The sequence below is a fragment of the Methylobacterium ajmalii genome (genome assembly GCF_036448855.1).
GTDB classification, from domain to species: domain Bacteria; phylum Pseudomonadota; class Alphaproteobacteria; order Rhizobiales; family Beijerinckiaceae; genus Methylobacterium; species Methylobacterium ajmalii.
The window spans coordinates 14,407-33,949 of the sequence record NZ_JAZFXT010000004.1; the positions used below are offsets into that span (position 1 = coordinate 14,407).

21 protein-coding genes are annotated in these 19,543 nt (G+C 72.7%); 9 read left to right on the forward strand and 12 right to left on the reverse strand.

The features are described from left to right. Positions 1-29 precede the first annotated feature (29 nt). From V3T34_RS00790 to V3T34_RS00800, 3 genes are all read right to left on the reverse strand, one after another. The gene (locus V3T34_RS00790; RefSeq protein ID WP_305077112.1) at positions 30-323 is read right to left on the reverse strand and encodes a hypothetical protein; all 294 of its coding nucleotides are present in this window, start codon (positions 321-323) and stop codon (positions 30-32) included. Between the two features lie 107 nt (positions 324-430). Next, positions 431-1,573 (reverse strand): plasmid replication protein RepC, encoded by a 1,143-nt coding sequence (gene repC / locus V3T34_RS00795; protein WP_305077111.1) that lies wholly within the window; start codon positions 1,571-1,573, stop codon positions 431-433. Positions 1,574-1,766: 193 nt separating this feature from the next. Further along, positions 1,767-1,964, reverse strand: coding sequence for a hypothetical protein (locus V3T34_RS00800; protein WP_060848341.1), 198 nt, complete (start codon positions 1,962-1,964; stop codon positions 1,767-1,769). 408 nt (positions 1,965-2,372) lie between these two features. Between V3T34_RS00800 and V3T34_RS00805 the strand changes: the two genes are divergently transcribed. Continuing rightward, entirely contained in the window at positions 2,373-3,374 is a 1,002-nt protein-coding gene (locus tag V3T34_RS00805; RefSeq protein ID WP_063920053.1) for a TRAP transporter substrate-binding protein, read from the forward strand. 92 nt (positions 3,375-3,466) lie between these two features. Then, positions 3,467-4,657, forward strand: a complete 1,191-nt coding sequence (solA, locus tag V3T34_RS00810; RefSeq protein WP_305077110.1) for an N-methyl-L-tryptophan oxidase — start codon at positions 3,467-3,469, stop codon at positions 4,655-4,657. Positions 4,658-4,683: 26 nt separating this feature from the next. Here solA and V3T34_RS00815 read toward each other — a convergent pair whose 3' ends face one another. Further along, a complete protein-coding gene (locus V3T34_RS00815; protein WP_060848339.1) occupies positions 4,684-4,947 on the reverse strand; it encodes a YARHG domain-containing protein in 264 nt (87 codons plus the stop codon). Positions 4,948-5,271: 324 nt separating this feature from the next. Between V3T34_RS00815 and V3T34_RS00820 the strand changes: the two genes are divergently transcribed. Next, positions 5,272-6,696 (forward strand): sensor domain-containing diguanylate cyclase, encoded by a 1,425-nt coding sequence (locus V3T34_RS00820; RefSeq protein WP_305077109.1) that lies wholly within the window; start codon positions 5,272-5,274, stop codon positions 6,694-6,696. Positions 6,697-6,716: 20 nt separating this feature from the next. Here the strand turns inward: V3T34_RS00820 and V3T34_RS00825 are convergent, their stop codons facing one another. Continuing rightward, on the reverse strand, positions 6,717-7,178 hold the full coding sequence (locus tag V3T34_RS00825) for a RidA family protein (RefSeq protein ID WP_060848337.1): 462 nt from the start codon (positions 7,176-7,178) through the stop codon (positions 6,717-6,719). Between the two features lie 12 nt (positions 7,179-7,190). After that, positions 7,191-8,327, reverse strand: coding sequence for an amidohydrolase/deacetylase family metallohydrolase (locus V3T34_RS00830; protein ID WP_060848336.1), 1,137 nt, complete (start codon positions 8,325-8,327; stop codon positions 7,191-7,193). A gap of 157 nt (positions 8,328-8,484) precedes the next feature. Here V3T34_RS00830 and V3T34_RS00835 point away from each other — a divergent pair, with 157 nt between their 5' ends. From V3T34_RS00835 to V3T34_RS00860, 6 genes are all read left to right on the forward strand, one after another. Continuing rightward, the gene (locus V3T34_RS00835; protein WP_305077108.1) at positions 8,485-10,050 is read left to right on the forward strand and encodes an ABC transporter substrate-binding protein; all 1,566 of its coding nucleotides are present in this window, start codon (positions 8,485-8,487) and stop codon (positions 10,048-10,050) included. Positions 10,051-10,412: 362 nt separating this feature from the next. Continuing rightward, the gene (locus V3T34_RS00840) at positions 10,413-11,354 is read left to right on the forward strand and encodes an ABC transporter permease (RefSeq protein ID WP_305077107.1); all 942 of its coding nucleotides are present in this window, start codon (positions 10,413-10,415) and stop codon (positions 11,352-11,354) included. A 59-nt stretch (positions 11,355-11,413) separates the two neighbouring features. After that, complete coding sequence (locus V3T34_RS00845) at positions 11,414-12,244, forward strand: ABC transporter permease (RefSeq protein ID WP_305077126.1); 831 nt, start codon at positions 11,414-11,416, stop codon at positions 12,242-12,244. A gap of 1 nt (position 12,245) precedes the next feature. Beyond that, positions 12,246-13,247, forward strand: coding sequence for an ABC transporter ATP-binding protein (locus V3T34_RS00850; RefSeq protein WP_060848332.1), 1,002 nt, complete (start codon positions 12,246-12,248; stop codon positions 13,245-13,247). Beyond that, complete coding sequence (locus tag V3T34_RS00855; protein ID WP_060848331.1) at positions 13,244-14,227, forward strand: ABC transporter ATP-binding protein; 984 nt, start codon at positions 13,244-13,246, stop codon at positions 14,225-14,227. The genes V3T34_RS00850 and V3T34_RS00855 overlap by 4 nt, the downstream gene beginning before the upstream one ends. Next, on the forward strand, positions 14,227-15,129 hold the full coding sequence (locus V3T34_RS00860) for a MurR/RpiR family transcriptional regulator (RefSeq protein WP_060848330.1): 903 nt from the start codon (positions 14,227-14,229) through the stop codon (positions 15,127-15,129). Before V3T34_RS00855 ends, V3T34_RS00860 begins: the two co-directional genes overlap by 1 nt. A 21-nt stretch (positions 15,130-15,150) precedes the next feature. Here the strand turns inward: V3T34_RS00860 and V3T34_RS00865 are convergent, their stop codons facing one another. The 6 genes from V3T34_RS00865 to V3T34_RS00890 all read right to left on the reverse strand — a co-directional run bounded on the left by V3T34_RS00865 (position 15,151) and on the right by V3T34_RS00890 (position 19,521). Continuing rightward, positions 15,151-15,444 (reverse strand): hypothetical protein, encoded by a 294-nt coding sequence (locus V3T34_RS00865; RefSeq protein WP_060848329.1) that lies wholly within the window; start codon positions 15,442-15,444, stop codon positions 15,151-15,153. Then, positions 15,441-15,698 carry a hypothetical protein gene (locus tag V3T34_RS00870; protein WP_060848328.1) on the reverse strand — a complete coding sequence of 86 codons (258 nt, stop codon included), beginning with the start codon at positions 15,696-15,698 and terminating at the stop codon, positions 15,441-15,443. Before V3T34_RS00870 ends, V3T34_RS00865 begins: the two co-directional genes overlap by 4 nt. Further along, the gene (locus V3T34_RS00875) at positions 15,695-17,659 is read right to left on the reverse strand and encodes a DUF4139 domain-containing protein (RefSeq protein ID WP_305077106.1); all 1,965 of its coding nucleotides are present in this window, start codon (positions 17,657-17,659) and stop codon (positions 15,695-15,697) included. Before V3T34_RS00875 ends, V3T34_RS00870 begins: the two co-directional genes overlap by 4 nt. Positions 17,660-17,752: 93 nt before the next feature. Next, positions 17,753-18,454 (reverse strand): lysozyme inhibitor LprI family protein, encoded by a 702-nt coding sequence (locus V3T34_RS00880; protein WP_305077105.1) that lies wholly within the window; start codon positions 18,452-18,454, stop codon positions 17,753-17,755. A gap of 71 nt (positions 18,455-18,525) precedes the next feature. Further along, on the reverse strand, positions 18,526-18,729 hold the full coding sequence (locus V3T34_RS00885) for a hypothetical protein (RefSeq protein WP_060848326.1): 204 nt from the start codon (positions 18,727-18,729) through the stop codon (positions 18,526-18,528). 24 nt (positions 18,730-18,753) lie between these two features. Then, positions 18,754-19,521, reverse strand: coding sequence for a hypothetical protein (locus tag V3T34_RS00890; RefSeq protein WP_305077104.1), 768 nt, complete (start codon positions 19,519-19,521; stop codon positions 18,754-18,756). Positions 19,522-19,543 lie beyond the last annotated feature (22 nt).

Consider the following 19,543-nt stretch of genomic DNA (forward strand, 5'->3'; position numbering starts at 1 on the left):
GGCGTTTCCCGACCGCGGCCGGCAGAGACCTACTCGTCATGGGCGGCATGGAGCGCGACGCAGGTGCGTACCATGTCGCTCAGCGTCAACGTCTTGGTATCGCCGATATTGGCGGTCTCCTCCAGGCATCGCATGAAGTAGTCGCGATCGAGCCCGGGCGCGAGCGAACTCATGGCCTTGCCCATCCGTGTCGCGAAATCGATCTTGTCGGTCGCCGACGCCTTCGGCCAAGTCGATGCAAGGTCGTCCACGCCCAGCCGCGCGCAGGCGGGCCCGACCATCGTGATCGAACACGATAATAATACAATCATAAAACGCAGCATCGTGTTTATCCTCCCGCCTCACAGAGCTAGCGAAGGCCCGGTTCAGTGTCGAGCGCTCAGCCGTGGGGGCGGTTCGTCGTCGCGACGGGACCGTTCCTTCCCGTCCGTCACGTCATCCGCCGCCGGCGCATGGCGAGGAGTTCCGTTCCCGGCCGGTAACGCCCTTCCGCGGCGAGGCGCACGAGGCGCCGGAAGTAGCCGCCGGGATTGCGGATCCGGTTCTGCCCCGACGCGACGTCGTCGTCGTGGAGCTGGGCGACGATCAGCACCAGGATCGCCGCCTCGTAGGCGCCGAGCCCTTCACGCGCCTCGGCCCAGGCGCTCTGATGCGCGCCGATCGTGGCCCGCAGGCGCAGGCCCGCATCCAGGATCTCGTGCTCGCTTCGGATCTCGCCGACGAGGTCGCGCACCACCGGGCAGGCCTCCACGACCAGCGTCGGTGACGGCGTCTCCTCCGCCCGGTCGATCTCGCCGACGGGATCCGCGTTCCCCGCTGAACCCTTGCTCCAAGTCTCGGTAGGAGATTCTTTTTCTGCTTCTATGTGCGGGCAAGTCGTGCCGTCACAGCCGGCTGCGTAGAAGCGCGTTTCCACCATCTGGCGCAGCTCGCTCCAGGCATCGAGGACGAGGTCCGGATCACCCGAGCCGCGACGCTCCGGGGTGCTCGCCTCGAGGCTCGCCTGGACCTCGGCGAGGTCGGCGAGCGGCGTGCCGGGGTAGCGGGACGCGAGGGCGGTCAGCGCCTCGCCGACGGCGCGGCGGTGGATCGTGAGGAGGTCGAAGGCGCGGCGGCGGCGCTCGCGGGCCTCGGCACGGGCCTGGATCGCCTGCGCCCAGTCGCCCCGGCGGGCCTGGAGCGGCGTCAGGTCGAATCCGAAGGCGTCGACGATCGCGCCGTTGCGTCCCCGCACGGCGTAGCGCTTGCCGTTCGCCGAATCCTTCGGCGTGACGACTTCCAGCGCGACGAGGTCGCGCAAGGCGTAGCGGACGGCGCGCTCCGACAGCCCGGTGCGCGAGACCAGGTAGGCGTTCGACGGCCATACGATCAGGCGCGACCACTCCTGCTCGCCCCATGCGGCGACGAGCTCGGACAGCACCAGGCGCAGGGCTGGGCGCAGGCCGAGCGCCTTCGCGGCCTCGCGGGCGGACGCCGACAATTCCTTGCGCGTGATCGTACGCCCGTCCTCGAGGGCGCGTCTCTGTCCGGCGAGGGCGGCGCGCGTCAGCGGCCGGCCCCCGGTCTGAACCATCTCCACTCCACACCTCCTTGAACGGAGGCAAAGCGGGACCGTTCGCCCGAGAGGGCGTCATTGACGAGGAGGTCGGGAACCGCTAGAAGGAGGATGCCAATCCGGTCTTCAAGCGGCGGCTTCCCCAGCCCCCGTTATGAGATCCCAAAAAGCGCCGAGGTCCCCACCTCGGCGCTTTTTTGCTTTGCCGCGTCTACATCGTCTGTCCCACGAACACTTGCTTGAGCGCGTGGATGATCGCGAGGCGGCGGTTCGGGAACTTGCCCTCGCGCACCGCCGCGTCGATCGCCTGCTGCACCTGCGCCGGCACCCAGACATTCGTCTCCGTCTCCCCGGAGGCCTTGCGGGCCTCGCGGAGCTTCTTGACGCGCTGAGACGGGGTATCGGCCATCGCTCTCGGCTCCACGACTCGTAACGTTACGAGTCGTGTCACGAGTCGCCGCCGCCGGGCAATGCGGAGTCGAGATTCGGCGGTGGATGTTAAATTCGATTCACAGCCGAATCGGCGCCGGCCCCCCGATGGAGGTCGCATCGCCCTGATCTGTCCAGCCCGAGTCGTTCCGCAGGACGATTCGCCGAAGAGTTCCGGAGCGACTCGGGAATACCCAAGAAATAGCTCGCCGATCGCGGGTTGCTCTTTCGGCCGTGCCGCGGCCGGGCGGGGAGCCGGCCCGGCCGCGCGCGGCGTTCCCCCCGGCCGTCCCGATTTTACCCGTCGCCCCTGTCCGGACCGGCCGCCGGGGGCTAGCTTGGAGCCGACGATCGAGCGCCGCCCGCGCGGTCGACGGGGGAGCGAGGGATGCCGACGCGACGCGCCATCGTGGGCGGCCTGGGGGCGGGGCTGCTCGTCGCCCCCGCGCGCGGGCGGGCCGACGCCCTGCGGATGAGCATGGGCTCGCCGATGCCGCAGGGCCACCCGGCCACGACCTGCCTCGTCGAGGCGCTCGACGCCATCCGGGCCGAGAGCGACGGCCGGATCGACATCACGCTCTATCCCGACAGCCAGCTCGGCGGCGAGCTCAGCATGCAGTCGCAGCTGCGCGCGGGCGCCATCGCGTTCACCCTCTCGTCGGCGAGCTCGCTGCAGACCCTGGTGCCGATCGCCGGGATACCGGGCGTGGCCTACGCCTTCACCGGCTACGTGCCGCTGTGGTCCGCCCTCGACGAGGGACCGTTGAGCGAGCGTATCCGCGACGGCCTCGCCAAGGTAGGCCTGACGGCGTTCCGGGTCGTCGACAACGGTTTTCGCGACGTGATCACGGCGGCGCGGCCGGTCGCGGCGGTGTCCGACCTGCGCGGTCTCAAGATCCGTGTGCCGCCGAGCCCGCTCCTGACCTCGCTGTTCCGGGCGCTCGGCGCCGCGCCGACGACGATCGGCCTCGCCGAGACCTACGCGGCTCTGCAGACCGGCCTCGCCGACGGGATGGAGAACTCGCTGCCGCAGATTGAGGCGACGCGGGTCTACGAGGTGCAGCGCTACCTCTCGCGCACCGGCCATTCCTGGGACGGGTTGTGGATCCTCGCCCACGGCCGGACCTGGAACGACCTGCCGCGCGACGCGCAGGCGCTGATCGGCCGCCACCTCGACGCGGCGGTCGCGCGCCAGCGCCAGGCCTTCGTGGCGATGAACACGCAGAGCGAGGCGCGGCTGCGCGCCAAGGGCCTCGTCGTCTCGACCCCGGACCGCGCCCCGTTCCGGGCGGCGCTCGAGGCGGCGGGCTACTACGCCGACTGGAAGGCCCGGTTCGGGCGGGAGGCCTGGAGCGCGCTCGAGCACCATACCGGCCCGCTCGGCGCCTGACGCGCCCCCTCCCCTCGCCCGTGCGGGTTGCCGGGGACGCCGCCTTTCGGGCAGCGTGCGGCCGTTGCGGAGAGAGAGGCGGGCGGCGGCGAATGGCGGAGCGGGCGGACTTCCTGGTGATCGGCCTCGGGGCGATGGGGAGCGCGGCGCTCTACCAGCTCGCGAAGCGCGGCGCCTCGGTCATCGGGCTCGACCGGTTCACGCCGCCCCACACGATGGGATCGAGCCACGGCGAGACCCGGATCACCCGCCAGGGCATCGGCGAGGGGCGCGATTACGTACCGCTGGTGCTCGCCTCGCACCGGATCTGGCGCGAGATCGAGGCCGAGACCGGCGCCCACCTGCTCGAGGCCTGCGGCGCGCTGGTGATGGCGCCGGGGTCCGGCACCGCCTCGCATCACGGCATGCCGGATTTCGTCCGCACCTCGATCCGCGCCGCGCGAGAGTTCGGAATCGCCCACGAGGTTCTCGACGGGCGCGAGGTCGCCCGCCGCTTCCCGCAATTCCTCGGGCTGTCGGGCGACGAGATCGCCTATTACGAGCCCGGCGGCGGCTATGTCCGCCCGGAGGCCTGCATCGCCGCGCAGCTCTCCCGCGCCGCGGCCCTCGGGGGCGCGATCCGCACCGGCGTCGAGGTCCTGGCGATCGTGCAGGAGGGCGACGGCGTGCGCGTCGAGACCTCGGCCGGGACCTTCGCGGCGGGCCAGGTGGTGGTGTCCGCCGGGGCCTGGACGGCGCCGCTCCTCGGCCCGCCCTTCACCGACCTCCTGAGCGTCAAGCGCCAGCTCCTGCACTGGTACGCCCTCGACGACGCCCGCGCCTACCGGGCCGACACGCCGGTCTACATCTGGATGTACGGCACGGCGGACACCGAATACTTCTACGGCTTCCCGCCGCAGCCGGGCGAGGGCAGCGTCAAGGTCGCGACCGAGCAATACGCCGACGCCACCACCGCCGAGACCGCCGACCGCACGGTCGACCCGGGGGAATCGGGCGCGATGTACCGCCGCCACATCGCCGGGCGTCTCGCGGGGGCGACCCCGCGGGTCGTCGCGGCCGCGGCCTGCCTCTACACCGTCACGCCCGACCGCGGCTTCATCATCGACCGCCACCCGGAGCGGGACCGCGTCCTCGTGGTCTCGGCCTGCTCGGGGCACGGCTTCAAGCACTCGGCCGGGATCGGCCTCGTCGCGGCCGAGATCATGACCGAGGGGCGCAGCCGGATCGACGTCGCGCCCTTCGGCCTCGGCCGGTTCGCCCCGGCCTCGGCCGCGCGCGGCTGAGGCCGGGGCGGCCGGTCTCGCGCCGCTTACGGCGCGCACCGCATGGTGCGCTCCATCGACCGGATGCTGTCGATCTCGGCCCGGTCGCGGGCGGAGAGCGGCACGTCGGCCTGGTTGTCGAACCGGCAGCCGGCATTGCCGAAGCTGCGAACGGCGTTCGCCGTCTTGAAGCAGTAGCCGGCTTCCTTGTAGATCAAGTTGCGCTGATACCACAGCTCGTCGCAGGACTGTGCCATGCCGGGCAGCGTCCCGGCCAGGACGATCGACGCGGCGGCAGCCATTCTCTTCATCACGACACCCATCGTTGCGGGAGACGATGCGACCCGAGCCGGCATGGCGCATCGGGCACGCGGCGCAGGTCTCGCATCCCGCCCGCGCGATGGCAAACCGACGGGCCGGCCCGGCCCCGCCTGCCGGGGGCGCCGGTCACCCTCCCGGTGCCGACGAAAGGGAAGCGGCCGGGTGATTGCGCGCATAACCGTGCTCTGTCGTCACAAAGGCGTGGTCCTCCTCCTGCCCGCCGCGGTACAGGGGACCCCCTGACAGACGACCGATACCCTTCGCCCGTTCATTCGATGATGCCGACCGCGCCACGGGGTGGCGAACCCGAAACGATGCTCTTCGACCTCGCACCCACCTCGCTGTGGCTGCAGGATCTCGCCGCGCTGAAGGCCTGCCTCGACGGCTGGAAGGCCGACGGCATGACCGACCTGCGGGCCTGGCTCTCGGACCCCGACCACCTGCTGGCGTGCCAGAGCCGGATCCGCATCCTGCGGGTCAACCGCCGGACGCTCGCGACCTACGAGGCGCGGGACGAGGCCGAGCTGTTCGCCCACATCCCGGCGATCTTCCACGATCCGCACGCCGCCGCGCTGGTCGAGGTGCTGTGCCGGCTCTGGGACGGCGAGACGCATGTCCGCCTCGTCACCCGCAACCTCACGGTCACCGGACGGGTGATCGACGTGAGCTATGCCGGCCAGATGCTTCCCGGGCACGAGGCCGATTGGGGCCGCTACCTGATCTCGATCGAGGACATCACCGCACGCGAGGAGCGGCGGCGCGAGGAGGCGGCAAGCCGCCGCCTGGCCGCGGACCTGTTCGCGCATTCGCCGGTGCCGACCCTGGTGCGGGACGACGCCGCGCTCGCCGCCATGCTGGCCTCCCTGCGCGCGGGCGGCGTCGCCGATCTTCCCGGCCACCTGGCGGCGCATCCGGCCTGGATCGCGGCCGCGCGGGCGGCGCGGACGATCGTGGCCGCGAACGGCCCGGCGCTGGCGCTGTTCGGGGTCGCCGACCGCGACGCCCTGGCGGCGCATCTCGCCGCCGATCCGGGCGAGGGAGCGCGCGAGGCCTTCGTCGAGGAGATCCTCGACCTCTGGGCCGGGCACGAGCACCCGAGCCGCGACGTCACCCTGCGCCACCGCGACGGCCGCGACCTTCACCTCAAGGTGCAAGCCTCCCGCCTGCCCGATCCCGACGGGACGCGCCGCCTCGTTCAGGTCGCGCTCACCGATATCGGCGACAACAAGCGGGAGGAGGTCCGCCTCGAGACCCTGGGCTTCACCGACCCGCTCACCGGCCTCCTCAACCGCGCCGGCTACGAGGCCGCGCTCGTGCGCCTCGAGGACGATCGCGCCGCGCCGGTCTCGGTGATCCTGGCCGACCTCGACGGGCTCAAGAACGTCAACGACCGCTGGGGCCACGAGGCCGGCGATGCCCAGATCCGGCGGTTCGGCGACCTTCTGGCCGGCCACGCCCCCGCCGGTGCCGCGCGGATCGGCGGCGACGAGTTCGTGCTGCTGCTGCCGGCGACCGGCCCCGAGGCGGCGCAGGACCTGATGGGCCGGATCCTGGCCGCGCTCGACGCCGCGGCGGCGGCGAGCCCCCTCGCCCCCAGCGCGTCCCTGGGTTTCGCGACCTGGACCGGCGACGGCCCGCTCCGCGCGGCCGTCGCCCGGGCGGACGCGCAGATGTACGCGGCCAAGCGCCGGCGCTACGCCGCCGCGGCCTGCCCGCCCGAGCCGCCGCGCCCGCATTGAGGCGGCGGCGGAACGGGCGTTCAGGGCGCGATCTGGAGGATCGCCTCGACCTCGACCGTCATGGCGTTGGGCAGCGAGCCCATGCCGACCGCCGAGCGGGCGTGGCGGCCGGCCTCGCCGAGCACGTCGACCAGGAGGTCCGAGCAGCCGTTGATCACCTTCGGATGGTCGGCGAAGTCGGGCTCGGCGTTGACCATGCCCAGGAGCTTCACCACCGCGGTGATCCGCGACAAGTCGCCGAGCGCCGCCTTGGCGACGGCGAGGAGCTGGAGGCCGGCGAGCTGCGCGTCGGCGTAGGCTTCCTCGATCGTGGCGTCGCGGCCGAGCCGCCCGGGGCGGTAGGTGCCATCCGGGCGCTTGGGGCCCTGGCCCGAGAGGTAGAGGAGGTCGCCGACGATGCGGTAGGGCACGTAGTTGGCGACCGGCACCGGGACCTGGGGCAGGGTCAGGCCGAGCTCGGCGAGCTTCTGTTCGGGGGTCATGCGGGAATCCTCTCAGTTGGCGTGGAAGACGGCGCCGCCGATGATGGTGGCCTTGGCCGACAGGCGCTGCTCGCCGGCAAGGTGCGCACCCGTCGAATCGACGTAGTCGAAGCGGCCCTCGTCGAGGGACAGGACCGAGGCGTCGCCGGCCGCACCCGTCCGGAACGTGCCGAGGTCGGGGCGGGTCAAGGCGCGAGCCGGGTTGTCGGTGGCGGCGCGGATCACCTCGGTGAGCGGCATGCCGATGCAGAGGAACTTCGACATCGTGGTGAGGAGGTCGAAGGCCGGCCCCTCGATGCACAGCGTGTGCACGTCCGACGAGATGCAGTCGGGCGGGAAGCCGTTCTCCAGCATCGTGCGCCCGACCGAGAAGGCGAAGGAGCCCATGCCGTGGCCGATGTCGAACACGACGCCGCGGGCGCGGGCCTCCCGCACCTCGGGGCGCACGCGCCCGTCGGCGGTGACCGGGGTGTTGGGGAACGGCCGGAACGCGTGAGTCAGGATGTCGCCCGGGCGCAGCCGCTCCAACACCTCGGCGAGCGTCGGCGGCGGCTCGTCGATATGGACCATCAGCATCATGCCGGCCGCGTCCGCGACCTGCCGGGCGATGTCGAGGGGCACGATGCCCGACGTGCCGCCGGCATTGCGGCCGACCCGGACTTTGAGGCCGCCGAGCACGTCGCGGTTGGCGAGCGCCACCTCGAGGGCGGCGGGCGCCGACAACAGCCGCTGGTCGCCGCTCTCGCCGACATTCACCCGCTTCGAGAAGGCGTAGATGCCGGCGAACGACACGCTCATCAGCGGGATGATGCGCACCGGCGAGGGCTCGACCACGTGGCGGCGAAAGCCCGCGAAGTTGCCGGGACCGGCGCTGCCGGTATCGACGAAGGTCGTGACCGCGCCCGAGCGCGCGAGCGCCGGCGCGTCGACCCCGAGCGAGGTGCCGCCCCAGTAGACGTGGGTGTGCAGGTCGATGAGGCCCGGGGTGACGAGACGACCGGCGCAATCGTGGACCGCCCGGGCCGAGGCGGAAAGCCCCTCGCCGACGGCCGCCACCTTGCCGTCCGTAAAGGCGACGTCGGCGACGCGGTCGATGGACTGGGACGGGTCGACGACGCGGCCGCCCGCGAGCACGAGATCGAAGGTCATGGAGTCCGCTGGCTGACGAGGTTGCGAAAAAAATTTACACAACGACCGTGGAAGCCGCAACCGGAAACCGAGATGGCCGGTTTGGATCGCGGAAGGTCGCTTGACGCACGATAAAAACGTGAAATAATTTTACAAAAGCGCCGTCCAGGAGACGTCCATGGCCCCCACCGACAGCCCGCGCGCCGGCCTGACCCGCCGCACCCTCGCGACCGGCCTCGCGCTCGCCCCGCTGGTGCCGGCCTCCGCCTTGGCGCAGGGCGGCGGCGCGGGCGGCATGGCCAGCGTCAACCTGGCGATGGTGGGCGAGCCGCAATCGCTCGACCCGATGGCTTCGACCGCCGACCTCGTCGGCACGATCATGCAGCACGTGTTCGAGCCGCTCTACACGTTCGATGCGAGCTGGACCGTCCAGCCGATGCTGGCCGCGGCGCTGCCGACGATCGGCCCGGACGGGAAGACCTACACGATCCCGCTCCGCGAGGGCGTGCCGCTCCATAACGGCCGGGCGCTCGATTCCGAGGACGTCGTCGCCTCACTCAAGCGCTGGATGGAGATGACGCCCCGCGGCAAGGGCATCGCGGCCGGGCTGACGAGCCTGACGGCGAAAGGCCCGCACGCGGTCGAGATCGTCCTCAAGGCGGTCAACCCGGCGCTGCTCGCCCACCTCGCCCTGCCGTCGGGCTTCGCCGCCATCATGGCCCGGGAGGCGATCGCCAACCCGCTCGCCGAGTTCGTCGGCACCGGCCCCTACCGGTTCAAGGAGCGCCGGCCCGACCAGTTCGTGGTGCTGACCCGCCACGAGTCTTACGCCGCCCGCAGCGAGGCCCCGAGCGGCTATGCCGGGCGGCGCACCGCGGCGATCCCGGAATTGCGCTTCATCCCGGTGCCGAACGCCAACACCCGGGTCGAGGGCGTCGTCGCCGGCCAGTACCACTTCGTCGACCAGCTTCCCGTCGAGAGCAACGGGCGCATCGCCAAGGCGTCCGGCGTGAAGCCGGTGCTGACGATGCCGTTCGGCTTCCCCTACCTCGTGCTCAACACCCGGCAGGGTCCTTGCGCCGACCAGACGGTGCGCCAGGCGCTCCAGATGGCGCTCAGCGACACCGAGCTCCTGATGGCGGCCTTCGGCGAAGACAAGTTCTTCGAGGCGACGGGCAGCCACTTCCCGAAGGGATCGCCCTTCCACTCCACCGCCGGCACGCAGGCCTACGACAAGGGCGACGACAAGGGCGCCAAGGCCCTGCTGGCGAAAGCGAACTACGACGGCACGCCGATCCGCATCCTCAACTCGAAGCAGTACGACTTCCACAACCGCATCGCGCTCGTCATGGCCGAGGCGCTGCGCGCCGCCGGCTTCAAGGTGACCCTCGACGTGGTCGACTGGGCGACGCTCGTCTCCCGCCGCGGCGACCCGGCCTTGTGGGACGTCTACGTCACCCACTCGGCCTTCCTGCCCGAACCCATGCTGACGCCGCCCCAGCTCGGCGACGGCGCCCCGGGCTGGTGGGACACGCCGGCGAAGAAGGCGGCGTTGTCGGCCTTCAACGCCGAGACCGATCCGGGGAAGCGCGGCGTGCTGTGGGGCCCGGTGCAGGAGGCGATCTATCGGGAAGTGCCCTACATCCGCGTCGGCAACTTCGCGGCCCTGTCCGGCCTCTCGGGCAAGCTGAAGGGTTTCGCGCCGATGCCGTGGCCGGCCTTCTGGAACGTCGAGGCGGCGTGAGGCGGCAAGAGCCCGCTCCGTCAAGCCGAGATCGCGGAAGCGGCGCCCGAAATCGCGATGGAGATGATCAACTCCGTCGATCGGGCACGGAAGGACGACGATTCTGCGACGGAGCTGTCCGGCTTCGTCGTCATCCCCTCCCACCCGCGACCTCATCCCGAGGTGTCGGTCCATCGCAGATGGACTGACCTCGAAGGAGGGCTCCAGATGCCCCCGAGATCGCTGGATCCCTCCTTCGAGGCCCAGCGATCTTCGATCGCCGGCACCTCAGGATGAGGTCGCGGGTGGAAGAGCCGGATCACGGCGGGTCTCCCGTCGGTGTCGTGTCCCGTATCGGTCGGATCAAAAAAGGCGCCAGCCCGATGTGGATCTCTCTCGCACGCCGGCTCGGCGGCCTCCTGGTGGTGCTGTTCCTGGTCGCCACCATGGTGTTCTTCCTCACCCGCCTCGCCCCCGGCGACCCGGCGGCGATCATGCTGGGCGACCAGGCCTCGCCGGAGGACGTCGCGCGGCTGCGCGCCACGTTCGGGCTCGACCGGCCGCTCCTCGTCCAGTTCGGCTTATGGCTGAAGGAGATCGCCACCGGCAATTTCGGCCGCTCGATCTTCCTGCAGCAGCCGGTGACCACGGTCCTGTGGGACCGGGCCGAGCCGACCTTCTTCCTCGCCCTGTTCTCGGTCTCCATCGCCGCCCTCGTCGGCGTGCCGGCCGGCATCGTCTCGGCGGTGTGGCGGGGGCGGATCGTCGACCAGATGGTGAGCGGGCTGGCCCTGCTCGCCGCCAACGTGCCGAGCTTCTGGCTCGGCCTGATCCTGATCCAGCTCTTCGCCGTGCGCCTCGGCTGGTTCCCGGTGGCCGGCTACGGCGCGCCCGGCGCGAGCCTGGGCGAGCGGCTGGAGCACCTGGTGCTGCCCTCGATCGTCCTCGGCATCGTCAACTCGGCGCTGATCACCCGCTTCACCCGCGCCTCGATGCTCGACGTGCTGTCGAACGACTACGTCCGCACCGCCCGCTCCAAGGGCCTGCCGGAGAGCCGGGTGGTGCTGCGCCACGCCTTCGGGACCGCGCTGGTTCCGATCGTCACCGTGCTCGGCCTCACGGTGGCGCTGCTCATCGGCGGGGCCATCGTCACCGAGACGGTGTTCGGCCTGCCCGGGATCGGCAACCTCGTGGTCTCGGCGGTGCTGCGGCGCGACTATCCCGTCATCCAGGGCGCGCTCGTGATGGTGGCCGGCCTCTACGTCCTCATCAACCTCGCGGTCGACCTGATCTACCGCCTCGTCGATCCCCGGGTGACCGCATGACCAGTCCCGCGACCGGTGCCCCGACCGTGCAGGGGGCGGCGTTCCGATCCGCCCCCGCGATGCTGTTCCTGCGCCGCCTCTTTCGGCGCAAGCTCGTCCTCGCCGCCGCCCTGGTGCTGCTCGCGATCGTCGTGGTGGCGCTCGCCGCCCCGTGGGTCTCCCCCTTCGATCCCGGCGCGATGCGGGTGGTGCGCCGCCTGCGCCCGCCCTCGTCCGAGCACTGGCTCGGCACCGACGAGCTCGGCCGCGACGTGTTCTCGCGGGTCGTCTACGGCGCCCGGGCCTCTCTGGGGATCGGCTTTTCGGTGGTGCTCGCCTCCTGCCTCACCGGCACCCTGTTCGGGATCCTCGCCGGCTACGACCGTCGGCTCGACGGGCCGATCATGCGGGTGGTCGATGCCCTGATGGCGCTGCCCGACATCCTGCTCGCCATCTTCCTCGTCGCCGTGCTCGGCGCCTCCGCCGGCAACGTCGTGCTGGCGCTCGCCATCGTCTACACGCCGCGGGTGGTGCGGGTGGTGCGGGCCTCGACGCTGGTGGTGCGCGAACTGCCCTTCGTCGAGGCGGCCCGCGCGCTCGGGGTCGGTACGCCCCGCATCCTGACCGTGCACATCCTCCTGAACGTCGCCTCGCCGATCCTGATCCAGGCGACCTTCATCTTCGCCTACGCGGTCCTGGCGGAGGCCGGCCTGTCGTTCCTCGGCGCGGGCGTGCCGCCGGAGATCCCGACCTGGGGCACGATGATCGCGTCGGGCCAGCAATACGCCGACCGGGCCTTCTGGACCGTGCTCTATCCGGGGCTTGCCATCGTGCTCTCGGCCCTCTCGCTCCAGATCCTCGGCGACGGCCTGCGCGACATGCTCGACCCGAAGCTGCGCAAGGCGCTGTGAGATGACGCAGGCTCTCCTCTCGATCGAGGACCTGGAGGTCCGCTTCCGGACGGAGGACGGCGAGGTCGCTCCCGTCATCGGCGTCGACCTTTGCGTCGCTCCCGGCGAGACCGTCGCGCTCGTCGGCGAATCCGGCTCCGGCAAGTCGGTGTCGAGCCTCGCCGTGATGGGGCTGCTGCCGCGCCCGGCCGGCCGCGTCGCGAAGGGCCGCATCCTGTACCGGACCAAGGCCGGCGAGACCGTCGACCTCGCCGCGGCCGCGCCCGACCGGGTGCGGCGCCTGCGCGGCGCCGAGATCGCCATGATCTTCCAGGAGCCGATGACGAGCCTCAACCCGGTGCTGACCGCCGGCGAGCAGATCGCCGAATCGGCGCGGCTCCACCTCGGGCTCGACCGGCGCGCGGCGTTGCGCCGGGCGCAGGAGATGCTGGAACTCGTCGAGATCCCGGCCGCGGCCAAGCGCCTGCACGACTACCCGCATCAGATGTCGGGCGGCATGCGCCAGCGGGTGATGATCGCGCTCGCCATGGCGTGCAACCCGCGGCTCCTCATCGCCGACGAGCCGACGACCGCCCTCGACGTGACGATCCAGGCCCAGATCCTGTCGCTGATCGACCGGCTGCGGCGCGAGACCGGGATGGGCGTCCTGTTCATCACCCACAATCTCGGCGTGGTGGCGGAGGTCGCCGACCGGGTGGCGGTGATGTATGCCGGCCGCATCGTCGAGACCGGGCCGGTCGGCGACCTGTTTCGCCGTCCGCGCCATCCCTACACGGCGGGGCTGCTCAATTCGCTGCCGGCGCGGGCGACCCGCGGCCCGGACGGGCGCCGGCACGTCCGCTCGATTCCCGGCTCCCTCGGGCGGGCCGCCGCGATCCGCGCGGCTTGCGCCTTCTCGCCCCGCTGCGAGCGGGTGCGGGAGGAATGCCGCACCACGCCGCCGCCGCTCGAGGCGATTGCCCCCGGGCGCGCCGCCCGCTGCTTGTTCTGGAGGGAGATGTGAGCCGTTCGACCGCTTCGATCGACCCGATTCTCGCGGTGCAGGGTCTCACCAAGCGCTTCGGCCGCCCGCCGGCCCAGGTGCGGGCGGTGGAGGACGTGAGCTTCACGGTCGCCCCCGGCGAGGTCGTCGGGCTCGTGGGCGAATCGGGCTCGGGCAAGTCGACGATCGGGCGGCTGGCGCTCCGCCTGGTCGATCCGACCGGCGGCACGATCCGCTTCGAGGGCGAGGACGTCTCGGCCCTGCCCGAGCGGCGCCTGAAGCCCCTGCGGCGCCGGGCGCAGATGATCTTCCAGGACCCCTATGCCAGCCTCAATCCGCGCCTGCGGGTCTCCGGCATCCTGGGCGAGGCGCTCGATGCCCACGGCCTCGCCCGGGGCCGGCGCCGGGAGCGCATGGCCGAGCTCCTCGACCTCGTCGGCCTGCCCCCCGAGCATCTCGACCGCTTCCCGCACGAGTTCTCCGGCGGCCAGCGCCAGCGCATCGGCATCGCCCGGGCGCTCGCCGTCGAGCCGAGGCTGATCGTCGCCGACGAGCCGGTCTCGGCCCTCGACGTCTCGGTGCAGGCGCAGGTGCTCAACCTGCTCCAGGACCTCAGGGCCCGGCTCGGGCTGGCGATGCTGTTCATCTCGCACGACCTCGACGTGGTCGAACTCCTCTGCGACCGGGTGGTGGTGCTCTATCTCGGCCGGGTCATGGAGATCGGGCCGACCGCCGAGGTGGCGGCGCGTCCGCGCCACCCCTACACGCGGGCGCTGCTCGCCGCCTCGCCGAAGGCCGATCCCGATGCGCCGCGCATCGCGCGCCTCCTCACCGGCGACATCCCGAGCCCGCTCGCGCCGCCGTCGGGCTGCGTCTTCCGCACCCGCTGCCCGCTCGCCGGCGAGGCCTGCGCGAGCGCCGTGCCGCCGATGCGCGAGGCCGGGGACGGGCACCGGTTCGCCTGCCTGCGCGACGCCTCCGAGATGCGGGAGGCGGCCTGATGGCGGAGGGTGCGGAAGCCGGGTCCTCCTCCGACCTGCTGCGCAACCTGCGCGACACGCTCGCGAGCCTGCCCGAGACGCAGGCCCGGATCGCCCGGATGATCGTCGCCGACCCCGCCTGGGTGGTCCAGACCGGGGTCGAGCTCCTGGCCGAGCGGGCCGGGGTGAGCGCGCCGACCATCGTGCGCTTCGCCCGCGCGGTCGGCTGCGAGGGCGTGCGCGACATGAAGCTGAAGCTCGCCGGCTCGCTGGCGCTCGGCACCCCCTACGTCCACCGCAGCGTCCGGCCGACCGACGCCCCCGGCGAGGTGGTGCGCAACGTCGTCGGCAGCGTGACCTCGATGCTGGCCGAGTGGCAGTCGAGCATCGATCCCGACCGGATCGAGGCGGCGGTGGCGGCGATCCGCGCGGCCAGGCGGGTCGACACCGCCGGCACCGGCGCGACCTCGCACTTCCTCGCCCACGACCTCCACGCCCGCCTGTTCCGGCTCGGCATCCCGTCGAACTCGTTCTCCGACGCGCATCTCCAGCTTACCGCGGCGTCCTGCCTGGGCGAAGGCGACGTGCTGGTGGCGATCTCCTTCGTCGGGCGGATGCCGGCGCTCCTGCGCACCGTCGCGGTCGCCCGCCGGGCCGGGGCCACGGTGGTGGCCATCACCCGCACCGGCACGCCGCTCGCCCGCGCCGCCGACATTCTTCTGGCCGTCGACGTGCCGGGGGACGCGACGATGCGGGTCGGGACCGACGCCACCATCGCGCAGATCATCGTGATCGAGATCCTGAGCGTGCGGCTCGGCCTCGCCCTCGGCGACGGCGCGGCGCCCCGCCTCGCGGCCATCCACGACCTCCTCCAGAGCGAGCAGCTCGACGGCGACGACGCGCCGGACCCCGGCCGGGAGTGAGGCGCCGGCGCCCCGGCGCCCTCACGGATGGCGGCGCCAGCCCGGATCCGCGCGCTTCCTGCGCGCGATCGTCATCAGCTCGCCGCGCACCCGCTCCGTCGCGGCGAAGGGAATGTCGAAGTTGAGGCTGTGATCGATCAGGCCGTGGACGTGCGGGTAGTCCGGGTCGTCGACGCCGCTGTCGATGAAATCGAGCACCCAGGCGTAGATCGCGTCATGGTCGGCGGGATCGGGATCGTCCTGGACGACGCACCCGCCGAGGTCCCTCCACTCGCGGCGCAGGAAGGCCCTGTCCCGTTCGGTGATCGGCGTCATCGACGGGGCGCTCCGGCGGTCGAACGCGCGTCTTCCTCCAGCACCGCCCGCAGCAGGTCCCCGCGGGCGAGGCCGCGCTCGACCGCGATCCGGTCGACGAGGCGCAGGGCCCGCCGGGCCGGGGACCGGTCCGCCGGCAGGAAGACGTCGAGGTCCCGGCCCAGGCGATAACCGACGGCGCCGCTGCCGAGGGCGACGGCGACCAGGATCCCGAGCTTGAGGCCGATCGAGCCCATCGCGAGAAGCGCCGTCATGGCCGGGGCTCGCGTCCCGACAGCTCCGCGATCAGCGCGCGGACCCGCGCCTCCTGGGTCCCGAGACGCGCCCGCGCCTCGTCTTGCGTCGTGCCGAGCCTCGCGAGCGCGTCCTCCTGGGTCCCCATCTGGGCGAGGTAGCGCCGGGCGAGCTCGCTGTCCTTCGGGACGACGCCGAGGTTGCCGCGGATGCGCTCCTGCTCGGTCGTGATCGTCGCGATGCGCTCGCCGATCTCGGCGATCTCGCGCGTCGCCGCCTGGCTGTCGGCGCGGGCCCGGGACAGGGCCTTGAGGCCGTCCGCCAGGGCCGGGTCGTCGGCGAGCGCGCTCCAGCTCACCAGCATCCCGGCCTCGGCCTCGGCGAGGGCGTAGGTGTCGGTCTGGACGCGCTCCAGCACCGCCCGGGCCTCGGCCGTGCCCGCGGCGGCCACATCGAGCTTCAGCCGGTAGGCGGCCGCGGTCTCGCCGTCGCGCGCCGGGGACGAGAAGGCCCAGCCGTCGCGGCGCGGATGCTCGATGACGACGGTGCGCGCCGCGTCGGGCGCGCCCTTCACGGTGTAGACCGTCTCCTCGCGGGTGCGCGCGGTCGCCCGCAGCGCGCCGTCGACGACCGTGATCCGGGTCACCACCTCGGCGGGCTTCGCCTCGGCCCGGACGCCGACCTTGCGGTCGGCCGCGAAGGCGGCGAAGCGCTGCTCGCCGGCGGGCGTCGCGGGCAGCCGCGCATCGCCGACATAGCCGAGCGCGCGATCGTAGACGGTGAGGATGCCCGGCGGCAGCGTCGTGCCGGTCCCGTTGCGCAGCATCAGGGCGGCGATCGGGTGGGGGCCCTGCCCGGGCTTCCACAGCGCGATCCGCGCCGCCTCGATCTCGGTGTCGAGGATCGGCACCGACAGCGTGCGGCCGACCCCGAGATCGACCGGGTGGGGCAGCCGGAACGTCGCCACCACGTCGCCCTCCGTGGGCTGCGCCGCCACCGCGGCCGGGGCGGCCTCGTAGCGGGCGTCGGCAGACCGCCTCATGCGCTCCATCGGCGCCGGCATCGGCGGGGCTGCCGGCCGTGCGGCGAGCGTGCCGGCATCGAGGTCGGGCATGCCGAGATCCTCGACCGGCACCGGCGCTTCCGCGCGCCGGCGCCAGGTGCGCCGGTGCAGGCGCGGCTGCAGCGTCACCGGCGCACCGGACGACAGGGTGACGTCCACCCCCTTCCAGTCCTCGCCGAGCGCGTTCTCGATGATCGCCCAGGCCTGCAGGTTCGCCCGGCCGTCGCCGTTATCGACGATGCGGTAGCTCGTCTTCCAGACCGGGGCGGCGACCACGTAGGTCAGGCGCACCTCGCGCGCGCCGGTGCCCGACAGGGCGATCTCCACCCGCCGCGCCCCGCTCGCCTTGGCCCGGCCGGCCACGTCGACGACCTCGGCGATCCGCGCGACCATCGCGGGGTCGCGGATCGTCACCGTCAGGCCGTCGTCGACCCGCACCGATTCGAGGGCGCCGGACCCGGTCAGGAGCGACAGCACCCTCACCGTCCCGGTCTCGGCGCCGGCCTCGCGCTCGGACAGGCCGAGCACCCGGCCCTCGAGCACCCGCCCGCCGCTCTCGACCCGGACCTCGACGCCCTGGAGCTTGCCGGCGAGCTGGGCGGAGGACGAGAGGTCGTCCGCCGTGAAGGGTACGCCGCGCAGGACTTCCTCGACCTGGTCCTCGCCGTCGAGCCGCATGGCGCCCACCGTGCCGCCCGGATCGCGCACCACGAGGCTCTTGAGGATGTCGTCGATCTGGTCGGCCCTGACGTCGAGGGCGATCGTGGCGTCGCCGTCCACGGTGCCGGCGAGGGTGACCTCGGCGAGCCCGCCGCTCGAGAGCGTGATCTCGCGGACGATGCCCGAGGCCGCCATCAGGGGCGGCGCCGCGGCGATCATGAGCAGGAGCGTGCCGGCCAGCAGCAGCTGATGTGTCACGAGGAATCCTCCTTCTGGTCGGTCGGGGCGGGCCGCCGCTCCCCCGCGAGGATGGCGGCGCATCGGGGCATCCGTCGGGCGGAGGGGCGATCCTCAGCGGGCCGGCGCCGCCGCGGGCTCGACGAAGAAGTAGATGCCGTCGACCGAGCCGTTGAGCCCGCAGTAATCCGCGGCTCCCTCCGCCTCGCCCTTCCCCGGAACGCTCCCGAGTTTGAGCGTCTCGCCGTCGCGGGCGAGGGTGAGGGCGGACCCGTCCTCCCCGAGTGAGACGGTGAGGAGAGCGCCCGTGGCCTTGCCCTTGCCCTGCGCCCCGCAGGTCCAGCGGGCGGTGATCGGCTCGTTGGCATCGACCTTGACGGCGAACTCGCCCCCGGGACCCGGCGTGACCGTCGCGGTGCCGAAGAGGTTGCTCCAGGTCCCCGCGAGGCGTCCCGGCGGCGGGACGCGCAGGCTGCGCAGGAAGGCGATGCGGTCCTCGATCTCGCCGAGCAGCAGGGCGGCCGGGTCCTTGTCGCCGGTGGAAAAGACGCGCTCGCGCGCGGCGAGGAAGCGCTTCTCGTCCACGAGGAGCAGCGCCGCCGCCTCGGGCGCCAGGGCCCGGCGGGCCTCCTGGTAGGCGGCCGACAGGGCGGCGTCGGCCCTGGCCAGTGGCGCGCTGGCGCAGATCGTCCGCTCGACCCGCGAGGCGGCCTTCGCGCACTCGAAGGACGGCGGCGCGGCCGGGGCCGGGGATGCCGCGAGGATCGCCCCGGCGAGAAGGATCCGCGGGGCGATCGTCCTGTCCAGCGCCTGCATGGTCGTCCGGTCTCCGTGAGGGTGAAGTGGGATCGGGCGCCCCTGCCGCGTCGCCCGGGGCCCGGCTCGCGTCAGAGCCAGCGGTCGGCGACCCAGACGCACACGGCCAGGATCAGGCCGTACTTCGCCGTCTCCAGCGCGATCGCGATCAGGAGCGGCCCGGCGGGCATGTGCGACCTGTTCGTCGCGACGAGATGCGCCATGAAGCCGATCCAGGTGGTGACCAGGACGACGCAGATCGCGGCGAGCACGATCGACTTGGTGTCCCCAGGCATCTCGCGACGAGGCTCCGGGACGCGTCAGAGCTGGCGCTGGGCCGGCGGGCGCGGGGGGCGGGCGGGGGCGACCTCCTGCGGGACCTCCGGGCGGGCCGGCGGAGCGGAATCGGGCGTGGAGGATGCGGTGGCCTTCGGGAGCGGGGCGGCGGGCGCCGGCCGGCTTCCGGGCGTCGCATCGCGGGCCGCCTCGCGCAGGAAATCCTCGGCGGTCGCCGCCCGTCCCTCCGGGGCGCGGGCCGTGTCCTGCGCGGGGGCCGCCCGCGCCGTCGCGGCGTCCCGCCCGGTGTCGCGGCGTGCCGGGGCTTGCGACATTGCTGGGGCCTCTCGCGGGGCCTCGCGGCGCGCGGGCGCCGGCACCGTGATTCGGAACAGGTAGGAAACCGTCGTCCCGTCGCCGAAGGTCACGTCGACCGACAGCGTGTCGAGGCCGGAGAAGTCCGGGCGCGGCGTGTAGTAGAGGCTCATCGCGTCCTTCCTCACCGCCTCGCAGCCGTCGGCGCTGCGTGCCGAGCGGCCGTCGTCGCCGACGATCGAGCCGAGGATCCGGTTTTCCCGCCGCTGCTCCAGGCGGCCGCCGCGCGGGGGAGTGACGAGCTCGACCAGGGCGGCCTGCGAGCGGCAGCCCTGCGTCGCGAAGTAGTGGCTGAAGGCATCGAGGAAGGTCCGCTCGCCCGGGCGCGCGGTCTTGTTCTGTGTCTCGGCGAGCGCCGGGAGCCCGGCCCCCCAGAGGCCGAGGGCGGCGAGCGCCGCGAGCGTGCGGGTGCGATGCGTCTGGGAGCGATGTTGCATGGTGACCTCCGCCGATCGGAAC